14 protein-coding genes are annotated in these 18,578 nt (G+C 62.6%); 8 read left to right on the top strand and 6 right to left on the bottom strand.

Translation table 11 applies throughout. From position 1 onward, the window contains the following. Window positions 1-18: 18 nt before the first annotated feature. The gene (locus tag BBX50_RS26465) at window positions 19-843 is read right to left on the bottom strand and encodes an IclR family transcriptional regulator (protein WP_065778257.1); all 825 of its coding nucleotides are present in this window, start codon (window positions 841-843) and stop codon (window positions 19-21) included. A gap of 334 nt (window positions 844-1,177) precedes the next feature. Between BBX50_RS26465 and BBX50_RS26460 the strand changes: the two genes are divergently transcribed. From BBX50_RS26460 to BBX50_RS26430, 7 genes are read left to right on the top strand one after another with little or no spacing between them, the layout of a single operon-like run. Then, window positions 1,178-2,236: an ABC transporter ATP-binding protein gene (locus BBX50_RS26460; RefSeq protein ID WP_065778256.1), complete on the top strand. Its 1,059-nt coding sequence runs from the start codon at window positions 1,178-1,180 to the stop codon at window positions 2,234-2,236. Then, a complete protein-coding gene (locus tag BBX50_RS26455) occupies window positions 2,236-3,108 on the top strand; it encodes an ABC transporter permease (RefSeq protein WP_065778255.1) in 873 nt (290 codons plus the stop codon). The genes BBX50_RS26460 and BBX50_RS26455 overlap by 1 nt, the downstream gene beginning before the upstream one ends. Window positions 3,109-3,112: 4 nt before the next feature. Continuing rightward, complete coding sequence (locus BBX50_RS26450) at window positions 3,113-3,907, top strand: ABC transporter permease (protein WP_065778254.1); 795 nt, start codon at window positions 3,113-3,115, stop codon at window positions 3,905-3,907. 6 nt (window positions 3,908-3,913) lie between these two features. Next, the gene (locus tag BBX50_RS26445) at window positions 3,914-4,228 is read left to right on the top strand and encodes a (2Fe-2S)-binding protein (protein ID WP_065778253.1); all 315 of its coding nucleotides are present in this window, start codon (window positions 3,914-3,916) and stop codon (window positions 4,226-4,228) included. After that, window positions 4,221-5,621, top strand: a complete 1,401-nt coding sequence (locus BBX50_RS26440; RefSeq protein ID WP_065778252.1) for an FAD/NAD(P)-binding oxidoreductase — start codon at window positions 4,221-4,223, stop codon at window positions 5,619-5,621. The genes BBX50_RS26445 and BBX50_RS26440 overlap by 8 nt, the downstream gene beginning before the upstream one ends. After that, window positions 5,618-6,760, top strand: a complete 1,143-nt coding sequence (locus tag BBX50_RS26435) for an FAD-dependent oxidoreductase (RefSeq protein ID WP_065778251.1) — start codon at window positions 5,618-5,620, stop codon at window positions 6,758-6,760. The genes BBX50_RS26440 and BBX50_RS26435 overlap by 4 nt, the downstream gene beginning before the upstream one ends. 17 nt (window positions 6,761-6,777) lie before the next feature. Continuing rightward, on the top strand, window positions 6,778-7,833 hold the full coding sequence (locus tag BBX50_RS26430) for an ABC transporter substrate-binding protein (RefSeq protein WP_065778250.1): 1,056 nt from the start codon (window positions 6,778-6,780) through the stop codon (window positions 7,831-7,833). Between the two features lie 78 nt (window positions 7,834-7,911). On the opposite strand, the gene BBX50_RS26425 is transcribed toward BBX50_RS26430, so the two are convergent. Both BBX50_RS26425 and BBX50_RS26420 read right to left on the bottom strand, forming a co-directional pair. After that, a complete protein-coding gene (locus BBX50_RS26425; protein ID WP_139108393.1) occupies window positions 7,912-9,648 on the bottom strand; it encodes a penicillin-binding protein 2 in 1,737 nt (578 codons plus the stop codon). A 1-nt stretch (window position 9,649) separates the two neighbouring features. Further along, window positions 9,650-12,106 (bottom strand): penicillin-binding protein 1A, encoded by a 2,457-nt coding sequence (locus tag BBX50_RS26420; RefSeq protein ID WP_065778249.1) that lies wholly within the window; start codon window positions 12,104-12,106, stop codon window positions 9,650-9,652. A 325-nt stretch (window positions 12,107-12,431) separates the two neighbouring features. Here BBX50_RS26420 and BBX50_RS26415 point away from each other — a divergent pair, with 325 nt between their 5' ends. Then, entirely contained in the window at window positions 12,432-13,349 is a 918-nt protein-coding gene (locus BBX50_RS26415; RefSeq protein WP_065778248.1) for a LysR family transcriptional regulator, read from the top strand. Window positions 13,350-13,566: 217 nt separating this feature from the next. On the opposite strand, the gene BBX50_RS26410 is transcribed toward BBX50_RS26415, so the two are convergent. The 3 genes from BBX50_RS26410 to BBX50_RS26400 are packed head-to-tail and all read right to left on the bottom strand — an operon-like array spanning window position 13,567 to window position 18,421. Then, entirely contained in the window at window positions 13,567-15,114 is a 1,548-nt protein-coding gene (locus BBX50_RS26410) for a SpoVR family protein (RefSeq protein ID WP_065778247.1), read from the bottom strand. A gap of 12 nt (window positions 15,115-15,126) precedes the next feature. Next, window positions 15,127-16,446 carry a YeaH/YhbH family protein gene (locus BBX50_RS26405; protein ID WP_065778246.1) on the bottom strand — a complete coding sequence of 440 codons (1,320 nt, stop codon included), beginning with the start codon at window positions 16,444-16,446 and terminating at the stop codon, window positions 15,127-15,129. 25 nt (window positions 16,447-16,471) lie between these two features. Further along, on the bottom strand, window positions 16,472-18,421 hold the full coding sequence (locus tag BBX50_RS26400) for a PrkA family serine protein kinase (protein WP_065778321.1): 1,950 nt from the start codon (window positions 18,419-18,421) through the stop codon (window positions 16,472-16,474). Between the last annotated feature and the right edge of the window lie 157 nt (window positions 18,422-18,578).

Here is an 18,578-nt window from a genome sequence, read left to right as displayed (position 1 = left end):
GGGTGCGGTTCGGGCCTCTCAGCTCTTCTGCGCCGCGCGCAGGGCTGACGCCGGATAGCGCAGGGTCGGGTCGAAGGGATTGAGCTTGCTGCTGATCGCCTGCGCCTCGGCCTTCAGGAGTTCAGTGATCGTGCCGCTTCGCGTCTCCGTCAAACGGGACGCCAGCGTGCCGATGCTCAGGGAGGCGACCGCAATGCCGTTGCGGTCGAGCACCGGGACCCCGAGGCCGGCCATGCCCTCGATCATCTCGAAATTCATCTGCGCCGCACCGATCCGTCGCACCTCTTCGATCTTGATGCGCAAGTCCACCTCGTCGATCGCGGCCCGGTCCATGATGCGCGGCATGTTGAACTTGATGATCGCTTCGCGTTCCTCCTCCGGCAGGTGGGCGAGAATGGCGATGCTGCCCTGACCGATTCCGAGCGGCACCTTGCCGCCAATGTCGCCGGTAAAGGAGCGGATCGGGAAGGGACCTTCGACCCGGTCGAGACAGATCGCGTCGAAGTTGCTGCGCACCAGCAGGAACACAGTGTCGTTGAAGGTGGCAGACAGCCGCAGCAGCGACGGCCGGGCGATGTCCAGAATGCCCTCGCGCCTTCGCGCCTGTGACGCGATCGAGAAGAACTCCAGCGACAGGCGGTAGGATTTTCCTTCCGGCATCTGCTCGACGAGACCTTCGGCAATCAGGGTTTTCAGCAGCCGATGCGTCGATGGTTGGCTGAGATTCAGCCTCCGCGCGAGATCGATTACCCGCACACCCTCGCTCGCGTTCTCGGCGAGATCTTTCAGGATGTGGATCGCCTTGGCGAGGCTGGAGCTTCCGGCATTCTCTGATTCCGACATGTGCGCAAATCTTTCAAAGTTCACAGAACAAGATTCCGTATATCGGATTTTTCTAACAAAAAATTCCGATATAGAAAATTGCATTTGTGTTTTTCGTCAATTTCCTGGAGTTAATTCACAAGCCTTTCTTGAGGGTGGATGCGCCAAAGCGTGGATGGTCGAGCGGCTATCCCGAACGCGAAACCGTGCCTTTATCGGCGCGTTCGCGCACGGCGGAGATCCCATCGCCTGAAACGAGGTTTGTTGGTTGACGACGTGTCGTCGCCGCCGGGATCGCCGACAAGAAAAACGGGGCAGGCGATCCCTGGGGGCTGCGACCCACGGGAGAGTGAGCATGAGTTTCCTGAACCTCGAGAAGGTCTCCAAGTTCTATGGATCGGTGGCGGCCGTTCACGATTTCGATCTGGCGGTCGAAAAGGGCGAGTTCATCTCGCTGCTCGGCCCATCCGGTTGCGGCAAGACGACGACCCTGCAGATGATTACCGGGCTCGTGCGTCCCTCCGCCGGCACGATCACCATGGGTGGGCGCGACATCACCCATCTGCCGCCGCCGCAGCGCGAACTTGGCGTCGTTTTCCAGAGCTATGCGCTTTTCCCGCACATGACGGTCGCGCAGAACGTCTCCTTCGGCCTCGAAATGCGCAAAGTTGCGAAGGCTGAGCGCGACCGGCGCATCAAGGAGATCCTGGCGCTCGTCCATCTCTCGGCGCTCGCCGATCGTTATCCGCGCGAGATGTCCGGCGGTCAGCGCCAGCGCGTCGCGATTGCCCGTGCGCTCGTCATCAATCCGCCGGTGCTCTTGCTTGACGAGCCGCTGTCGAACCTCGATGCCCAGCTTCGCGAGGAGATGCAGTTCGAACTGCGCCGCATCCAGCAGACCGTCGGCATCACCACCATCATGGTGACCCATGATCAGGCGGAAGCACTGTCGATCAGCGACCGCGTTGTCGTCATGGAGAAGGGGCGCATCACCCAGGTCGACACGCCCTATGAACTCTACGAGCACCCCCGCAACGACTTCATTTCGTCCTTCGTCGGCAAGTCCAATTTCCTGCACGCGACCGCGGCTTTTAACGGCAAGGGCGCTTCGATCAGCATCGACAACACGCCGATCCGCTTCAACACCGACCGCCGCGAGCCGGATGGCAAGGTTTCGGTCTTCATCCGCCCGGAAAAGCTAAAGCTGACTGAGCCGGGTGAGGGCCAGATCGAGGGCAAGGTGACGACGCGCTACTTCCTGGGCAGCCAATGGCTGGTCAGCGCCGAGACGCCGGCGGGCGTTCTCGCCGTCGCTGTTCCCAATCTCGGTGCGCCGCCGCCGTTGGAAGGCGAAACCGTCGGGCTCGCCTGGCAGAACGCCGATTGTCGGGTCCTTGCGGGAGCGGCCAAGTGATGAGCGCTGCCACCTCCGCCATCAAACCGCGCCTGCTCGCGCCGCTGGCGCTCTCAGGGCCGACGACCCTGCTTTTCATCGGGCTCGTCCTGTTGCCGCTGCTCTTGACGGTCATTCTCTCCTTCAACAGCTATGACTATACCGCCGGCATTCAGAGCGATTTCACCTTCGCCAACTACCTGACGGTGCTGCAGGACGAGTATTATCTCTCGACCTTCTGGCGAACGCTGCGCCTGGCGCTGCTGACGACAGTCATCACCGTGCTGATCGGCGTGCCGGAGGCCTATGTCCTCTCGAACATGCGCAAACCCTGGCGGTCGATCTTCCTCCTGGTGATCATCGGTCCGCTGCTGGTCTCCGTGGTCGTGCGCACCTTCGGCTGGAGCATGCTGCTGGGTAAAAACGGCTTCGTGAACAGCGCGCTGGCCATCGTCGGCCTCGATCCGGTCCAGCTTCTCTACACCGAAACGGCGATCGTCATCGGCCTCGTGCATATCATGCTGCCATTCATGGTGATCCCTGTCTGGACCGTTCTGCAGAAGCTCGATCCGACGGTCGAGGCGGCAGCGCTCACGCTCGGCGCCTCGCGCTTCACTGCCCTTCGCCGCATCGTCTTTCCGCAGGCGGCCCTCGGTATTCTCTCCGGCAGCCTGATCGTCTTTGCGCTTTCGGCGAGCTCGTTTGCCATTCCCGGCCTGCTCGGTGGCCGGCGTCTGAAAATGGCGGCGACGCTCGTCTACGACGAGTTCCTGATCGAGCTGAACTGGCCGCTCGGCGCGACCATCGCGATCATCGTGCTCGTCGCCAATCTCGTGATCATGCTCGCCTATAACCGCCTCATCGAGCGGCAGGCGAAGCGCAAGCTGGGTTGAAGCCATGCAGAGAAACGGACCCATCGCTCTCGCCTTCCACAGCCTCGTCGTCGTCTTCATGCTGGCGCCGATGGTGGTCGTCTGTCTGGTCGCTTTCACGCCCGAAAACACGCTGGCGATGCCCTGGAACGGCCTGTCGTTGCGCTGGTTCGAGGCGGTCTTCCAGCACGCCGACTTCATGTCGTCCTTCGGCAACAGCGTCCGGCTGGCGCTGCTTTCGGCGACCATTTCGACCGTGTTTGCGGTGCCGGCAGCACTGGCGATCACCCGCTACGAGTTCCGCGGCCGCGACGCGCTGAATGCCCTGTTCCTGTCGCCGCTGATCATCCCGCACCTGGTGCTCGGCGTCGCCTTCCTGCGCCTGTTCTCGCTGATGGGCATGGGCGGCTCCTTCGCCTGGCTGGTCGCCACCCATGCGATCGTCGTCACACCCTATACGCTGCGGCTGATCCTCGCGTCGCTGACCAGCATGGACCGCAATGCCGAGAACGCGGCGCGCACGCTGGGTGCGGCGGAATGGACGGTGTTTCGTCGGATCACCATGCCGCTCATGCTGCCGGGCATCAGCGGCGGCTGGCTGCTCGCCTTCATCAACAGCTTCGACGAGCTGACCATGTCGATCTTCGTGACCTCGCCGTCGACCGTGACCTTGCCGGTGCGCATGTACATGTATGCGAGCGAATCCATCGATCCGATGATGGCGGCCGTTTCGACGCTGATGATCGCACTTGCCACCGTCACCATGATCATTCTCGATCGCCTGTTCGGTCTCGACCGGCTCCTGGTGGGCAAGGGCTAAGAACCGATGTCGATGCATGCACAATTCCGCCGGCGCTACCGCCTGGACGAGACACCCGTGCCCTTCTCGCTGAACGGCGTGGCCGAAACCGGGCGTCGCGGCGACACGGTGCTGACGGCGATCCTTTCGGTCAGCGGCCGCCTCCGGCAAAGCGAATTCACCGGCGAGGACCGGGCCGGCTTCTGCCTGATCGGCGCCTGCCAGGATTGTTATGTGATGATGGCGGATGGCCGCCGGATCAGGGCCTGCAGCACGGCCTTGCAGCCGGGCATGGCCTTCATCACCGGTCGCGGTGCAACGGCGGAGGCGGCCCATGAGTGAGCCGTTGCAACCGGTCATCGTCGGTGCCGGCCCTGCCGGCATTCGCGCCGCCGAGCGTCTCGTCCGATCCGGTCTTCGGCCGATCGTGCTTGACGAAGGCCAGCGCGCCGGCGGGCAGATCTATCGCCGCCCGTTGATCGACGACGGACGCTCCTATCGCAGCCGCTATGGCTCGGGAGCCGGCAAGGCGCAGAGGCTGCACCAGGCTTTCGAGGCGCTGCTGCCTGCGATCGACTACCGGCCCGAAACCCTTGTCTGGAACATCTCTGCACCCGAACGCGGCAATCAGCTCGATATTCTCTCATCAGGCGTTCACCGGCAGATCGGCTTTTCGCAACTGATCCTCTGCACCGGTGCGACCGATCGCGTGCTGCCCTTCCCGGGATGGACGACGCCAGGTGTCTATACGCTCGGCGCATCGCAGACCGCCTTGAAGGCGCAGGGCTGCACGATCGGCGACCGCGTCGCCTTCATGGGTTCCGGGCCGCTGCTCTATCTCGTCGCCTGGCAATACATGAAGGCCGGCGCACGTGTGGAAGCGGTGCTTGATACGGCACCCCTCGCGTCGAAGCGGCACCTGCTGTCGCTCGCCGCTCACGCGCCGCGGATCGTCGCGCTCGGTCTCTTCTATGGGCTGCAGCTCCAGTTTGCCGGCGTGAAGGTCCGCCATGGCGTGAGACCCGAGGCGGTTCTCGGCAAGGGCAAAGTCGAAGGTCTTCGTTACCGTCGGCGGACGCTCAAGGGCGAGCGCGTCGAAACGGTCACCTGCGACGCACTCGCCTATGGTTTCGCCCTTCGTCCGGAAACCCAGCTTGCTGATCTTGCCGGCTGCCGTTTCCGCTTCGACGAGCGCGATCGTGTCTGGCTGCCGGAGCGCGACGCCCTGGGGCGCACGAGCCGAACCGATGTCTATGTCGCCGGCGACGGCAGCGGCATTGCCGGCGCCGATGCGGCGGAGATTTCGGGCGAACTCGCCGCTGTGGCAATGCTGCAGGATCAGGGCAACGTATCAACGGATGTGGCGCGTCTGCTGGCATCGAGGGAAGCCATTTTGCGGGAGCGCGACATTCTCGAACGCGCCTTTCCGTTCCCGGTTGATTGGTTCGAGACGGTCCCGGACGAGACGACACTCTGCCGCTGCGAGGAGATCAGCGTTGCTGAAGCGCGCCGCGCGATGACGGCAGGTTCGATCACGGAGATCAACCGCCTGAAGGCACTGAGCCGCGTCGGCATGGGGCGCTGTCAGGGGCGCATGTGCTCTGCCGCGGCGACCGAGCTGCTGAGCGGGGCCTGCGGTGTCCCCACCGGCGAGGTCGGCCGGCTGCGCGCACAGGCGCCGGTCAAGCCGATCCCGCTCGGTTTTGGTGGTGGCGAACTGGAGGCGCGGTCATGAGACGGCGTATCTCCGTCGACGTCGCGATCATCGGCGGCGGGCTGGTCGGCAGCTCCGCAGCGCTCGCCATGCGTAAAGCCGGGCTTTCCGTCGCGCTCATCGACAAGGGTTACTGCGGCGCCCAGGCGAGCGGCGTGAACTATGGCGGCGTACGCCGGCAAGGCCGGCCGCCCGAGCAGTTGCCGCTGTCGCAACGGGCGCACCGCATCTGGCCGCAACTGAGAGCGATGATCGGCATCGATGCCGAATATATCAGGTCCGGACACCTGAAGCTCGCCCGCACTGAAAAGGACTTCGCCAAGCTCGAAACCTATGCCGAAACTGTCCGGGACTACGGTCTCGGGTTGGAACTCGTTGCCGGATCGGCGTTGAGCAAGCGGTTTCCCTGGCTTTCGGCGAAAGCCGTCGGCGCGTCGCTCTGCCCCGACGACGGCCACGCCAATCCGCGGTTGGTCGCACCGGCGTTTGCCCGCGCCGCCGAGCGGGCCGGTGTCACCGTGCTGGAGCAGACACCGGTACGGGCGGTTGCGGCAACCGGCAGCGGCTTCGAAATTCTGGCCGGCGATGACATCGAGATCCGCTGCCGGCAGCTGGTCAACAGCGCGGGCGCCTGGTCCGACCGCTTCGCTGCCCATTTCGGCGAGCCAGTACCGCTGACGCGCATATACCCCTCGATGGTCGTCACTGAGCCGCAGCCGCTGCGCCTGCCTGTCAGCATGGGCGAGCAGGGCGGCAGCTTTTACGGCCGGCAGGTGGCGCGCGGCAACTACGTCATGGGCGGTGGCCGTGGCCTGCCTCTTGCCGATCCCGATTATTCGCGCCCGTCGGTGACGGCTGCTTCTTCCGTCATGCAGCGCGCCATCGCGCTTTTTCCGCATCTGGCTGAAGCCCAGGTCATCCGCTTCTGGTCCGGCACCGAAGCCGAGATGCCTGACGGTAATCCGGTGATCGGACCGAGCGAAACGACATCAGGCCTTTTCCACGCCTTCGGCTTCTGCGGTGCCGGGTTCCAGACCGCACCCGCCGTCGGCGCGGTGCTTTCCGAGCTCGTCACCGAGGGGCGCAGCACCACGCCCATCGAAGCCTTTTCCATTGGCCGCTTCCGCAAGGTGGCGGTCGAAACTGCAGCCTCGTTGTAAACAGAAAGGGGAATACCATGATCGACCAACGGCTTATGAAAACCACTGCCCTCGCACTGCTGGCCTTCGTCCTGCAGCAGAGCGCCGCGTCGGCGGAGACCAAGACGCTCTATATCGGCATGAATGGCGGCAACTTCGAGCGCGCCTATACCGAACACGTGCTTCCGCCCTTCGAGAAGGCGAACGACGTCAAGGTTGTCGTCGTGCCCGGCACCTCCGCCGACATCCTTGCCAAGGCGACCGCCGCCAAGGACAATCCGCAGATGCATGTCATGCTGCTCGACGACGGCGTGATGGTACGCGCCATCGGCGGCGGCCTTTGCCAGAAGATTGCTGCCGATCCGGTGCTCGAGCAGATCCAGCCAGCCGCCCGACTGAAGGACGATATGGCGATCGGTGTCGACATGGGCATGACCGGGCTTGCCTACAACAAGAAGCTTTTCGACGAGAAGGGCTGGCCGGCACCGACCTCGTGGATGGATATGGCCGATCCGAAGTTCGAAAATGCCGTCGTCTTCCAGTCCGCTTCCGCATCGAGCTTCGGCCTGCACGCCTTCCTGATGTTCAACCGCATCCAGGGCGGCAACGAAACAAACGTCGAGCCCGGCTTTGAAAAATTCTCCGATACGATCGGCAAGAACGTCATCGAGTTCATCCCGAGCTCGGCCAAGATCTCCGAGATGGTGCAGACCGGCGAAGCCGCGATCTTCCCGTTGACCCCGACGGCGGTCAACAACCTCAAGGACAAGGGCATCCCGGTCGAATACGCCCAGCCGAAGGAAGGCTCCGTCGTGCTCGCGGTCACCGAATGCGTGATCGCCAACAACAGCGAGCCGGAGCTCAGCCAGAAGCTCGCCCATTACCTGCTTTCGGCCGAGGCGCAGAGCCTGGCGCTCGACAACGGCAACATCATTCCGTCGAACGTCAACGCCAAGGCCGGCACGGATGCGGCGAACCAGAAGCTTGCGACCTTCAAGGCCAACATGCAGACCGCCAAGGTCCTTGATTGGGACGCGATCAACCAGAGCCGGCAGGAGTGGAACAAGCGCTGGAACCGCATGATCGAAAGGTAAGCGCAAGCTAACCTTTATTCGCACTTTGAGCGCGCCCCCGCGGAGACACGGGGGCGTTGCTGCATTCATGATGGCGCATCAAAGCGCGCCATTGATCACATCGCTGTTCCGCTCGCCCTTGCTCGCAGATGACGGAAAGAGCCGCGAGCCAAACGCGCCCTGACTGCTGATCTCCGGAAAGCTGACATCGGCGATATCGAAATCGGGCATGAGTTGGAGCATCGGCAGGATGCGCTCGAAGACGGCGCCGCCAAGCGGTGCTGCGTTCCAGCCGGAGGTACGAAAACCATAGGTTTCCGGCAGGCCCTTCGGTTCATCGAGCAGTGTCAGGAGCAGGTAGCGCGGATTGTCCACCGGAACGACACCCATGAAGGACGTGATGTTGAGCTCCTTGGAATAGCGGCCCCCGACCACCTTTTCGGCCGTTCCGGTCTTGCCGCCGATGAAATAGCCTTTGACTTCCGCCTTCTTCGCCGAGCCGGTCTTGGCGTTGAGCCGCAGCAGATAGCGCAGCGCCTCGCCGGTTTCCGGCTTGATCAGATCACGCGCAAGCACACGGTCTTCGAGCGGCGCGTCCTTGATCAGGGTCGGCCGGATCAGCCGGCCGCCATTGACGAGCGCCGCCACCGCGATGCTCGCCTGCAGCGGGGTGACGGCAATGCCATGACCGTAGGAGGCGGTTGCCGTATCGATCTCGCCCCAGCGTCGCGGCAATTGCGGGTGGGCGCTCTCAGGCAATTCGGTCGTCAGCCGCGACATCTGCCCGAACCGTGTCAGGAATGCGCGTAGATTTTCCGGTCCGACTGATATCGCCATCTTCGCCATCGAGATGTTGGACGAGTAGATGAACGCCTCCGGCAGCGTCAGCGGCCGATATTGGCCCCGATAGTCGTTGATGCGGAAGCGACCGAAGGCGAGCGGCTTGCTGGCGTCGACAACGGAGCGAAGCGTAAATTGCCCGGAGTCGAGCGCCATGGCTGTCGTCAGCGCCTTGAAGGTCGAACCCATCTCGAATGTTGCGGCGGCGATGCGGTTGATGCGGTCTGGTTTCACCGCATCGATTGGCAGGTTCGGGTCGAAATCCGGATAGGAGACGAGCGCCAGGATCTCGCCATTGGTGACATCCAGCACCAGGCCGGCTCCCGCCTTGGCGCTGAACTTGGCGATAGCCTTGCGAAGTTCGGTTTCGAGCGCGTGCTGGATGCGGATATCGAGGGTGACGCTGACCGGGTCGAGATTGCGGTGAGAGAGATCCATGCCGCTTTGGCGCAGCACCTCCAGCCCCTGGCCTTCGATCCACCGCTCGATGCCGGCAATCCCGATATTGTCGATGTCGACGGCGCCAAGCACATGGGCAGCAAGCGAGCCGTTGGGGTAGAAGCGCTGCTTCTCGCGTTGAAAGCCAATAGCGGGAATGCCGGCGTTCCAGACCGCCTGCTCCTCCGCCGGCGTCACCTGGCGCTTGATCCAGGCAAACGCAGCGCCGCTCTTCAGACGGCGATAGAGGTCGCCGCTATCAATGTCGGGAAAGATCGCCGTCAGTTTCTCGACCGCCTCGTCGACGTCGACGATCAGGCGCGGTTCGGCATAGAGCCCGGAGCTCGGCACGTCGATTGCCAGAAGATTGCCGTGCCGGTCGAGGATCGAAGGGCGGCCGAGGCTCGGTGGCGGCGGAATGTAGCCGGTGCGCTCATAGTCGGCGACGCCAAGCTGGATGAGGCGTGCCAGCATGAGCCCGAAGACGAGCGCGAAGGCGCCAATGACGAAAAGGAGGCGGCCGCGATGATCCCGACGGGGCTGGAGCTCGCGCGCCATTTCAGTAGAGCCCATTGCCGTTGGTGAGGAGTTTTTCGCGCAGTTCCGGAGAGAGATCGACCTCGGCGGTCGCCGAGGTGCTTGCCGTTTCGAAACCATCGATGATGGGGCAACCGCTGGCGCAAGGCGCGGTCCCCGGCTTGAAGGCCTCGATGATGGCGCCTGGGGTTCCCCCGGGCACCGGCTGGCCGCTCTTCCGGTCGATCGCTTCAAGCATCATGCCCGCCGGCGCATGGAAATCCGCTACCGGTTGGCCCTGAAGTGCCGTCTTCATGAAATCGATGAAGATCGGTGCGGCCAGGCCGCCGCCGGTTTCACCATTGCCCATCGGTTTCGGCGTGTCGTAGCCGAGGAACACGCCGGTCACGATGTTGGGTGTGAAGCCGACGAACCAGACATCCTTCTCGTCGTTGGTGGTGCCGGTCTTTCCGGCAATCGGAACACCGAGCGAACTGACATTTCTGGCGGTTCCGCGCTCGACGACGCCGCGCAGCATCGAGGTCACCTGAAAGGCAGTCATCGGATCGAGCACGTACTCGCGATCATCGACCGGCACCGGCTCCTCCTGGCCGCTCCAGGCGGAAACATTGCAATCGTCGCAACCGCGCTGGTCATGGCGAAAGATGGTGCGGCCATAACGATCCTGGATACGATCGATCATCGAGGGCGTCACAGCCTTGCCGCCGTTGGCAATGACCGCGTAGGCCGAGACCAGCCTCAGCAGCGTCGTTTCGCCAGCGCCAAGCGACATCGGCACATAGGGCTTGAGCTCATCATAAATGCCGAAACGCTTGCCATAGTCGGCGACGAGATCCATGCCGAGATGGCGGGCGAGACGCACCGTCATCAGGTTGCGGCTGTTCTCCAGCCCGACGCGCAGGGTCGAGGGTCCGCTGAAACGGCCGTCATAGTTCTTCGGCTTCCAGGTCCTGCCCGCGCCATCGGCAAGGGCGATCGGCGCATCCATCACCAGCGTCGTCGGTGCATAGCCGTTGTCGAGCGCCGCGGCATAGACGAAAGGCTTGAAGGAGGAGCCGGGCTGGCGATAGGCCTGAGTGGCGCGGTTGAACTCCGATTGGGCATAGGAAAAGCCGCCGGCAACAGCAAGCACACGGCCGGTATTCGGATCCATGGACACGAGCGCGCCCTGGACGAGCGGTGGCTGACGCAGAACATATCCGCCACCCTGCTTCTCCACATAGACGACGTCGCCGGGAGACAGGACGCCATCAACACTCGCCGCGCAGCCGCGGCTTCCTTTCGCCGACCGGCAGAGCGCCCAGGCCACCGCCTGACGGTCGAGACGAATGGTCTCTCCCGCGCCGGCAGAGCCGCTTGGTTCGGCAGTCTGCGGCCTTAGCCCGATTTCCGCTTCCGTCGTCCCTGCCGCCAGCACCACGCCGAGCCGCCATTCCGGGACGTCGGAGAGCGGGCGGAGCTCGGCGAGTGCTGAAGACCAGTCCGCCGTCGAGGGGAGCCGCTCGATCGGCCCGCGATACCCCTTCGCCTGGTCATAGGCGACAAGGCCCTTGCGCAGCGCCTTCATGGCGGCGTTCTGCAGTCGCGGATCGAGCGTGGTGCGCACCGAAAATCCTGCGGTGTAAAGCGCTGCATCGCCGTATTGGCCGTTGAGCTGGCGACGGACGTCCTCGGTGAAATAGTCCGCCGTTGCGATCGCCGGCGAATGCATGCGGGACTTGACGCCGAGCGGGGTCGCCGTCGCCTTGGTCGCGGTCTCAGCATCGATGAAGCCGTTCTGCCGCATCTGCTCAATGACCCAGTTTCTGCGCCCCGTCGCCCGCTCCGCCTGGCGGTAGGGGTCGTAGTTGTTGGGACCTTTCGGCAAGGCAGCCAGAAAGGCCGCCTGCGAGACCGAGAGCTCGCCAACCGGCTTGTCGAAATAGGTCAGCGCCGCCTGCGCGACGCCATAGGCGCCGAGCCCGAGATAGATGTCGTTGAGATAGAGCTCGAGAATGCGGTCCTTGGAATAAGTCTGGTCGATGCGCAGCGAAAGGATCGCCTCGCGCAGCTTGCGCTCGACCGTCCGGTCGGAGGTGAGCAGGAAATTCTTGGCGATCTGCTGCGTGATGGTCGAGCCGCCGATCATGCGCCGGCCGGAGCCGTAATTGGCAAGGTTGGCGACGAGCGCCGTGCCGACGCTTGCAAGATCGATCCCGGGATGGGTGTAGAAATTCTTGTCCTCGGCCGAAAGGAATGCCTGGCGGACGCGTGCGGGGATGGCGCCGATCGGCAGAAACAGCCGGCGTTCCCGCGCGAATTCGCCGACCATCGTGCCGTCGCTTGCGTAGAGGCGGGTGGTCACCGCCGGCTCCCAACTGGTGAGGGTTCGGTGATCGGGCAGGTTTCTGGTCAGCGCTGCGACCATCGTGGCCGAGGCAAGTGCGACGACGGTCGCAAGATTGAGAGCGGTGCCAAGCAGATTTGTAACGAATTTCATGATGGGCTGAACTGACCTTCAGGGCAAAAGACAAAACCCAGCCGACACAGCTGTCCGAGCGGCTGATGATGTTCCGAGAGCGGGTACTTGAGGGCGCTTGCTGGAGGCGCCGACTGCGACGATGACGCGTGTGACCAGGGCGCTACGGCCAGTTGAAGCGGCGCATGGATCGGTTCTCCGAAGGGTGGCGGTTTGGCGGGCCGCTCCTGATTTGTCGATACCGCGGCCCATGACCGGTCAGCCGATGTACTTCACCGTAAAGGGATTGTGCTCACGCAACAAACCACGTTTATTTGCGAGACCCATTAGGTGAGTTAGGGCATACATGGTCAGACCATATCTTCCGCTCAATGCGCTGCGTGCCTTCGAGGCTTCTGCGCGGCATCTGAGTTTTACCCGCGCGGCGATCGAGCTGTGCGTGACGCAGGCGGCCGTCAGCCACCAGGTCAAGCTGCTCGAGAGCCGTTTGAACGTGACGCTGTTCAAGCGGCTGCCACGCGGCCTGATGATCACGGCGGAGGGCGAAGCGCTGCTGCCGGTGCTGCGCGATTCCTTCGACCGGATGGCGGACATGCTCGAGCGGTTCGAGGCCGGTCATATCAGGGAAGTCCTGATGATCGGCGCCGTCGGCACCTTCGCGGTTGGCTGGCTGTTGCCGCGGCTTGCCGATTTTCAGGCGAAACATCCGTTTATCGACGTTCGCCTTTCGACCAACAACAATCGGGTCGACATGGCGGCTGAAGGGCTGGACTTCGCCATCCGCTTCGGTGGCGGCTCCTGGCACAACATCGAGGCGACGCGGCTGTTCGAAGCGCCGCTATCGGTGCTTTGTATTCCAGAGATCGCCGACAGAATGCAGACGCCCGCCGATCTGCTGGACGAAACGCTGCTCAGGTCCTATCGCGCGGACGAGTGGGTGAACTGGTTCGAGGCGGCCGGTATCGCCTATCCGGCGCCACTCTTGAAAGGGATCGTTTTCGATTCGTCGCTGGCGATGATGGAGGCGGCGGCCCAAGGGATCGGGATCGCGCTGGCGCCGCCGCTGATGTTCTCGCGGCTGCTGTCGAACGGCACGATCCGGCAGCCCTTCGACGTTCACACCTCGATGGGAAGTTATTGGCTGACGCGGCTGAAGTCGCGCCCGCTCACGCCGGCGATGAAGGCCTTTCACGATTGGCTTTCTGCGGCGGCGGAGCAGGAGGCAATGTCCTTGTCTTTCGTGCAGGAGGTGGTTGCGGGCTGACGTCACGTCACGAGAGAGATAGGTGCTGGTCGAGGGCGGAGCCGAAGCGTCAGCACTCGGGCTGTCCCGTCATGTGGGCTCTGCGCTGATGGGTCGGCAAAGCAAGCGCCTGAGGCTCAATATTTCTAATGGCAGCCTTGAATTCTTGTCATGGCCAGCGCGATTGCTCCGATCGGCCGAAAGTCGGCTTTCGGCTCTGCAAATCCCCTGGCGACGATCAATCCGCGGCCTTTGCCGTCGAGCATTCATAGACAGTGCGTCCGGTCTGCACGTCGACGCCCGCGAGGCTGACTTCGTAGCCCCAGAGGTGACGGATATGGCGCATCGTTGCGTCGCGGCTGCCTTCGTCAAGCAGGATGCCGTGCTTGACGTTGTGCTGGAGGCGCAGTTGCCGGTCGCCGAGCAGGTCGACGTCCATCACCTGAATGTCCGGCTGGTTGGCGGCGACGTCGTAACTGTTGGCAAGTGCCGTGCGAACGGCCGAATAGCCGCGCTCGTTGTGGATCGAGGCGACCTCGACAAAACGATCGGAGGAGCGGTCCGAAAGCTGGAACAGCCGGAATTTGCGCATCACCGCCGGGCTCAGATATTGCAGGATGAAGGACTCGTCGCGGTGGTTCGCCCAGGCGTCGCGCAGGGTCTCCATCCAGTCGCCATTGCCGGCAAAGGACGGGAACCAGTCGCGGTCTTCAGCCGTCGGTTCGGTGGCGATCCGCTGGATGTCCTGCATCATGGCGAAGCCGAGCGCGTAAGGGTTGATGCCGGGATAGCGCCGGTCGTCGAAATCCGGTTGGAACACGACATTGGAGTGGCTCTGCAAAAGTTCCAGCATGTGCCCTTCGCCGATCCTGCCCTGATCGTAGAGCCGGTTGATGATGGTGTAATGCACGAAGGTGGCGCATCCCTCGTTCATGACCTTCGTCTGGCGTTGAGGCGAGAAATATTGGGCGATGACGCGGACGATCCGGAGCAGCTCCCGCTGCCACGGTTCCAGGATCAGGCTGTGTTTCTCAAGAAAATAAAGCAGGTTCTCCTCTGGCAGGTTGAGCACCTTCTTGCGTTCGGAGGCGTCGCGCTCGGCATCTGCGGGATCGCGGTTTTCCGCGACCTGCGGCAGGGTCCGCCAGAGATCGCTATAGGTCTGTTCCTCGTATTCCAGCCGTTCGCGCGCCCTTTCCCGCACCTTCTCGGAGGATAGCCGCGGCGGGCGGCGATAGCGGAAAACGCCCTGGTCCATCAGCGCATGGGCGGAATCGAGAATGGCTTCGACGGCGGCGGTGCCGTGCCGCTCCTCGCATTTCATCACGTATTTCTTGGCGAAATCCATGTAGCTGAGGATGGCACCGGCGTCGGTCCATTGGCGAAACAGGTAGTTGTTCTTGAAGAAGTGATTGTGGCCGAAGGCGGCATGCGCGGTCACCAGCGCCTGCATCGCCATGGTGTTTTCTTCCATGAGATAGGTGATGCACGGATTGGAGTTGATCACCAGCTCATAGGCAAGGCCGCGATGCCCTTTGCGATAGTGATGTTCCTCATAGGCAAAGCGTTTGCCGAACGACCAGTGCTGGTACATCAGCGGCATGCCGACCGAGGAATAGGCGTCGAGCATCTGCTCGGAGGTTATGATCTCCAACTGGTTCGGATAGATGCTGAGGCCCATTTCCTCGAGCGCGATCGTCTCGATCGCGTCATAGGTACGCGACAGCGTCGCGAAATTCCAGTCGGACCCCTGGAACAGGAGACCTGAAGTCGCGCGTCGTGCCATTCAGTCTCCCCCTCATTTGCGCGTGCGTGTGGCCGGCTGCCGGGCAAAAAGCCTGCGGAAGACCGGGTAGATGTCGGCAGGTTTGGCGATCCGGGTCATCTGGAAATTCGTCTTCTCGCCGTCGACCGTGCGATAGGCGCGCCAGAGTGCGGTGCCATTGTCCGTCGATCCGAAGATCTCCGTTTCGCGCTCGTCGATGATCTCGACATAGGCATAGTACTGGCAGAGCTTCGTCAGCTTTTCTCTGAGCAGTGCGGCGCAATGCTCGCTGTCGCCGATGATGTTGTCGCCGTCAGACGCCTGGGCGGCATAGATGTTCCAGATCTGCGAGGGGTAGCGGTCCTCGATAATCCGAAGCATTTCCTCAAGCGCGGTCGATACGATCGTGCCGCCGCTCTGGGTGCTGTAGAAGAAGGTCTGCTCGTCGACCTCGTGCGCCTCGTCCGTATGACGAATGAAGACGATGTCGATGCGCTCATAGCGCCGCTTCAGGAACAGGTGCAGAAGCACGAAGAAGCGCTTGGCAAGATCCTTCTCGCGTTCGCCCATCGAGGCCGAGACGTCCATCAGACAGAACATGACGGCATTGGCGTTGGGCAAGGGCTGCTGTTCGAAGCGATTGAAGCGGATGTCGACCGGGTCGACATAGGGAATGCGCCGCCGCTTTTTCTCGATCCTCTCCAGTTCGGAGCGCAGTTCCTTGAGCCTTTGGCGGTCCTTTGCCGTCGGCTCGGGTGCCGCCTCCAGCAGGGCGATCTCGTCGGTGATCGCCGTCAGCTCCTTCTCTTTCGGCCGGTGCAGCGCCATCCGCCGCCCGAAACTGTTGCGCATCGTCCGTCCGACATTGATGTTCGTCGGCGTCCCGGCGGTGGCAAAGCCGGCACGGCGGGGCTTGAAGGTGACTGTTTCCTTGAGGTTCAGCTTGACCATATCGGGGAGCTCGAGGTCCTCGAAGAAGAGGTCGAGCACTTCCTCGCGCGAGAGAATGAACTGGAAGTCATCATCGCTCTCGCCGCGTCCGGGCCGGCCCTTGCCGCCACCGCCGCCGCCGGCCTCCGGTTTCGGCAGGCGGTCGCCCGCCGAAAACTCCTTGTTGCCGGGAAGCACGTAGTCGCGCTCGCCGCTGCCGCGGGAGGGCTGGAAGGTCGGCTCGCTGGCGCCATCGGTCGGCATAGGCACGCCGTGGGCAGCATCGACGTCGATGATCCTGTCCGATTTGACCTGTTCCTTGATGACCCGCTTGAGTTCCTCGCGGGCCCGCTTCAGAAAACGCTGTCGGTTGCCGAGGCTCTTGTCCTTCGGATTGAGCCGCCGGTCGATGAAATTCGGCATATACCAATCCCCTGCTTCGGCATCGTCAGCCCGCCTTGTTGACCCGCATGTACCAATCGACCAGTCGCCGGACCTGACGCTCGGTGTAGCCGCGTTGGGTCATGCGCTGGACGAACTCGGCATGCTGTTTTTCGGTCGAGCTGTCCTTCTTCGAGCCGAAGCTGATGACAGGCAGCAAGTCTTCGACCTGGCCGAACATGCGCTTCTCGATCACGTCGCGAAGTTTCTCGTAGCTCGTCCAGGAGGGGTTGCGCCCATGGTTCTTGGCGCGGGCGCGCAGCGTGAATTTCACGACCTCGTTGCGGAAGTCCTTGGGGTTGGCAATGCCGGCCGGCTTTTCGATCTGCGACAGCTCGCTGTCGAGGATCTCCCGGTTGAGGATCTGCCCGGTGTCGGGGTCCTTGAAATCCTGATCCTCGAGCCAGGCATCGGCATAGGCGATATAGCGGTCGAAGAGGTTCTGGCCGTATTCGCTGTAGGATTCGAGGTAGGCTTTCTGGATTTCGTGACCGATGAACTCGGCGTAGCGGGAGGCCAGTTCGGACTTGATGAAGTCGAGATAGCTCGCCTCGGTCTCCTTCGGGAACTGTTCGCGGCGGATCGCCTGTTCCAGGATGTACATGAGGTGCACGGGGTCGGCCGCGACCTCCTTGGTGTCGTAATTGAAGGTCTCCGACAGCACCTTGAAGGCGAAGCGGGTGCTGATGCCGGTCATGCCCTCATCGACACCGGCGGCATCGCGGTATTCCTGCACCGATTTCGCCTTGGGATCCGTGTCCTTGAGGTTCTCGCCGTCATAGACGCGCATCTTGGTGTAAAGCGGCGAATTCTCGTGGCGGGCAAGGCGGGTCGACACGGTGAAGCGGCTGAGGCTTTCCAGCACTTCCGGGGCGCAAGGGCTCTTGGTGAGCTCGCTTTCGCGCAGCAGCTTTTCATAGATTTGCCGCTCTTCGGTGACGCGTAGGCAATAGGGAACCTTGACCACCAGGATGCGGTCGAGGAAGGCCTCGTTGTTCTTGTTGTTCTTGAACTGCAGCCATTCCGACTCGTTGGAGTGCGCGACGACGATGCCCTGGTAGGGGAAGCCGCCGAAGCTTTCCGTGCCGTTGTAATTGCCTTCCTGGGTGGCAGTCAGCAGCGGATGCAGAACCTTGATCGGCGCCTTGAACATCTCGACGAATTCGAGCAGGCCTTGCGTCGTGCGGTTAAGGCCACCGCTGTAGGAATAGGCGTCGGGGTCGGCCTGGCTGTAGTTTTCAAGCTGGCGGATATCGACCTTGCCGACCAGCGAGGAGACGTCCTGGTTGTTTTCGTCACCCGGTTCGGTCTTGGCGATCGCCACCTGGCGCAGGCGCGACGGCATCAGCTTGACGACGCTGAACTTGGAAATGTCGCCGTCGACTTCGTCGAGCCGCTTCGTTGCCCAGGGCGAGATCAGGCCGGTCAAGCGGCGTCGCGCAATTCCGTATTTGTCTTCGAGCAGGTCGGCCATGCGGTCGGGATGAAAGAGGCCGAGGGGCGATTCAAAGACGGGGCTTATCTTGCCGCCGACCGCCAGCGTGTAGATCGGCTGCTGTTCCATCAGCTTCTTTAGCCTTTCGGCGAGCGACGACTTGCCGCCGCCGACCGGGCCGAGCAGGTAGAGGATCTGCTTTCGCTCCTCGAGCCCTTGCGCGGCGTAGCGGAAGTAGCCGACAATCCGCTCGATCGTATCCTCCATGCCGTAGAAATCAGCGAAGGATGGATAGATCTTGACGGTCCGGTTGGAGAAGATGCGACCGAGGCGCTCGTCTGCGCTGGTATCGATCAGGGTCGGATTACCGATGGCTGAAACCATCCGCTCCTGCGCGGTGGCATACATGCTTTTGTCATCGCGACATGCGAGGAGGTATTCCTGAAGGCTGATTTCTTCTTGCGCTGCACTGGTGTAGATCTCCGAGAAGAGATCGAAGACGTCGCATTCGCTCTTTTGCATCATGCTCTCCCGCGGCCGCTGGCTGAGACGGGGATCGCTGCTTATCGGCTCGCTCATTCGAATAAACGGCGTCCCATTCGCAAAGTTCCTTCAGAGTACTCGCTTTCTTGTGATTCTCGAAGGGGTTGCTTTCACTGTTTGAAAGATCGTGAACGGA

The organism is Ensifer sp. LC11 (assembly GCF_001695835.1).
In the GTDB taxonomy this organism is placed as follows: Bacteria; Pseudomonadota; Alphaproteobacteria; order Rhizobiales; family Rhizobiaceae; genus Ensifer.
This window is presented reverse-complemented; position numbering and strand designations above follow the sequence as displayed.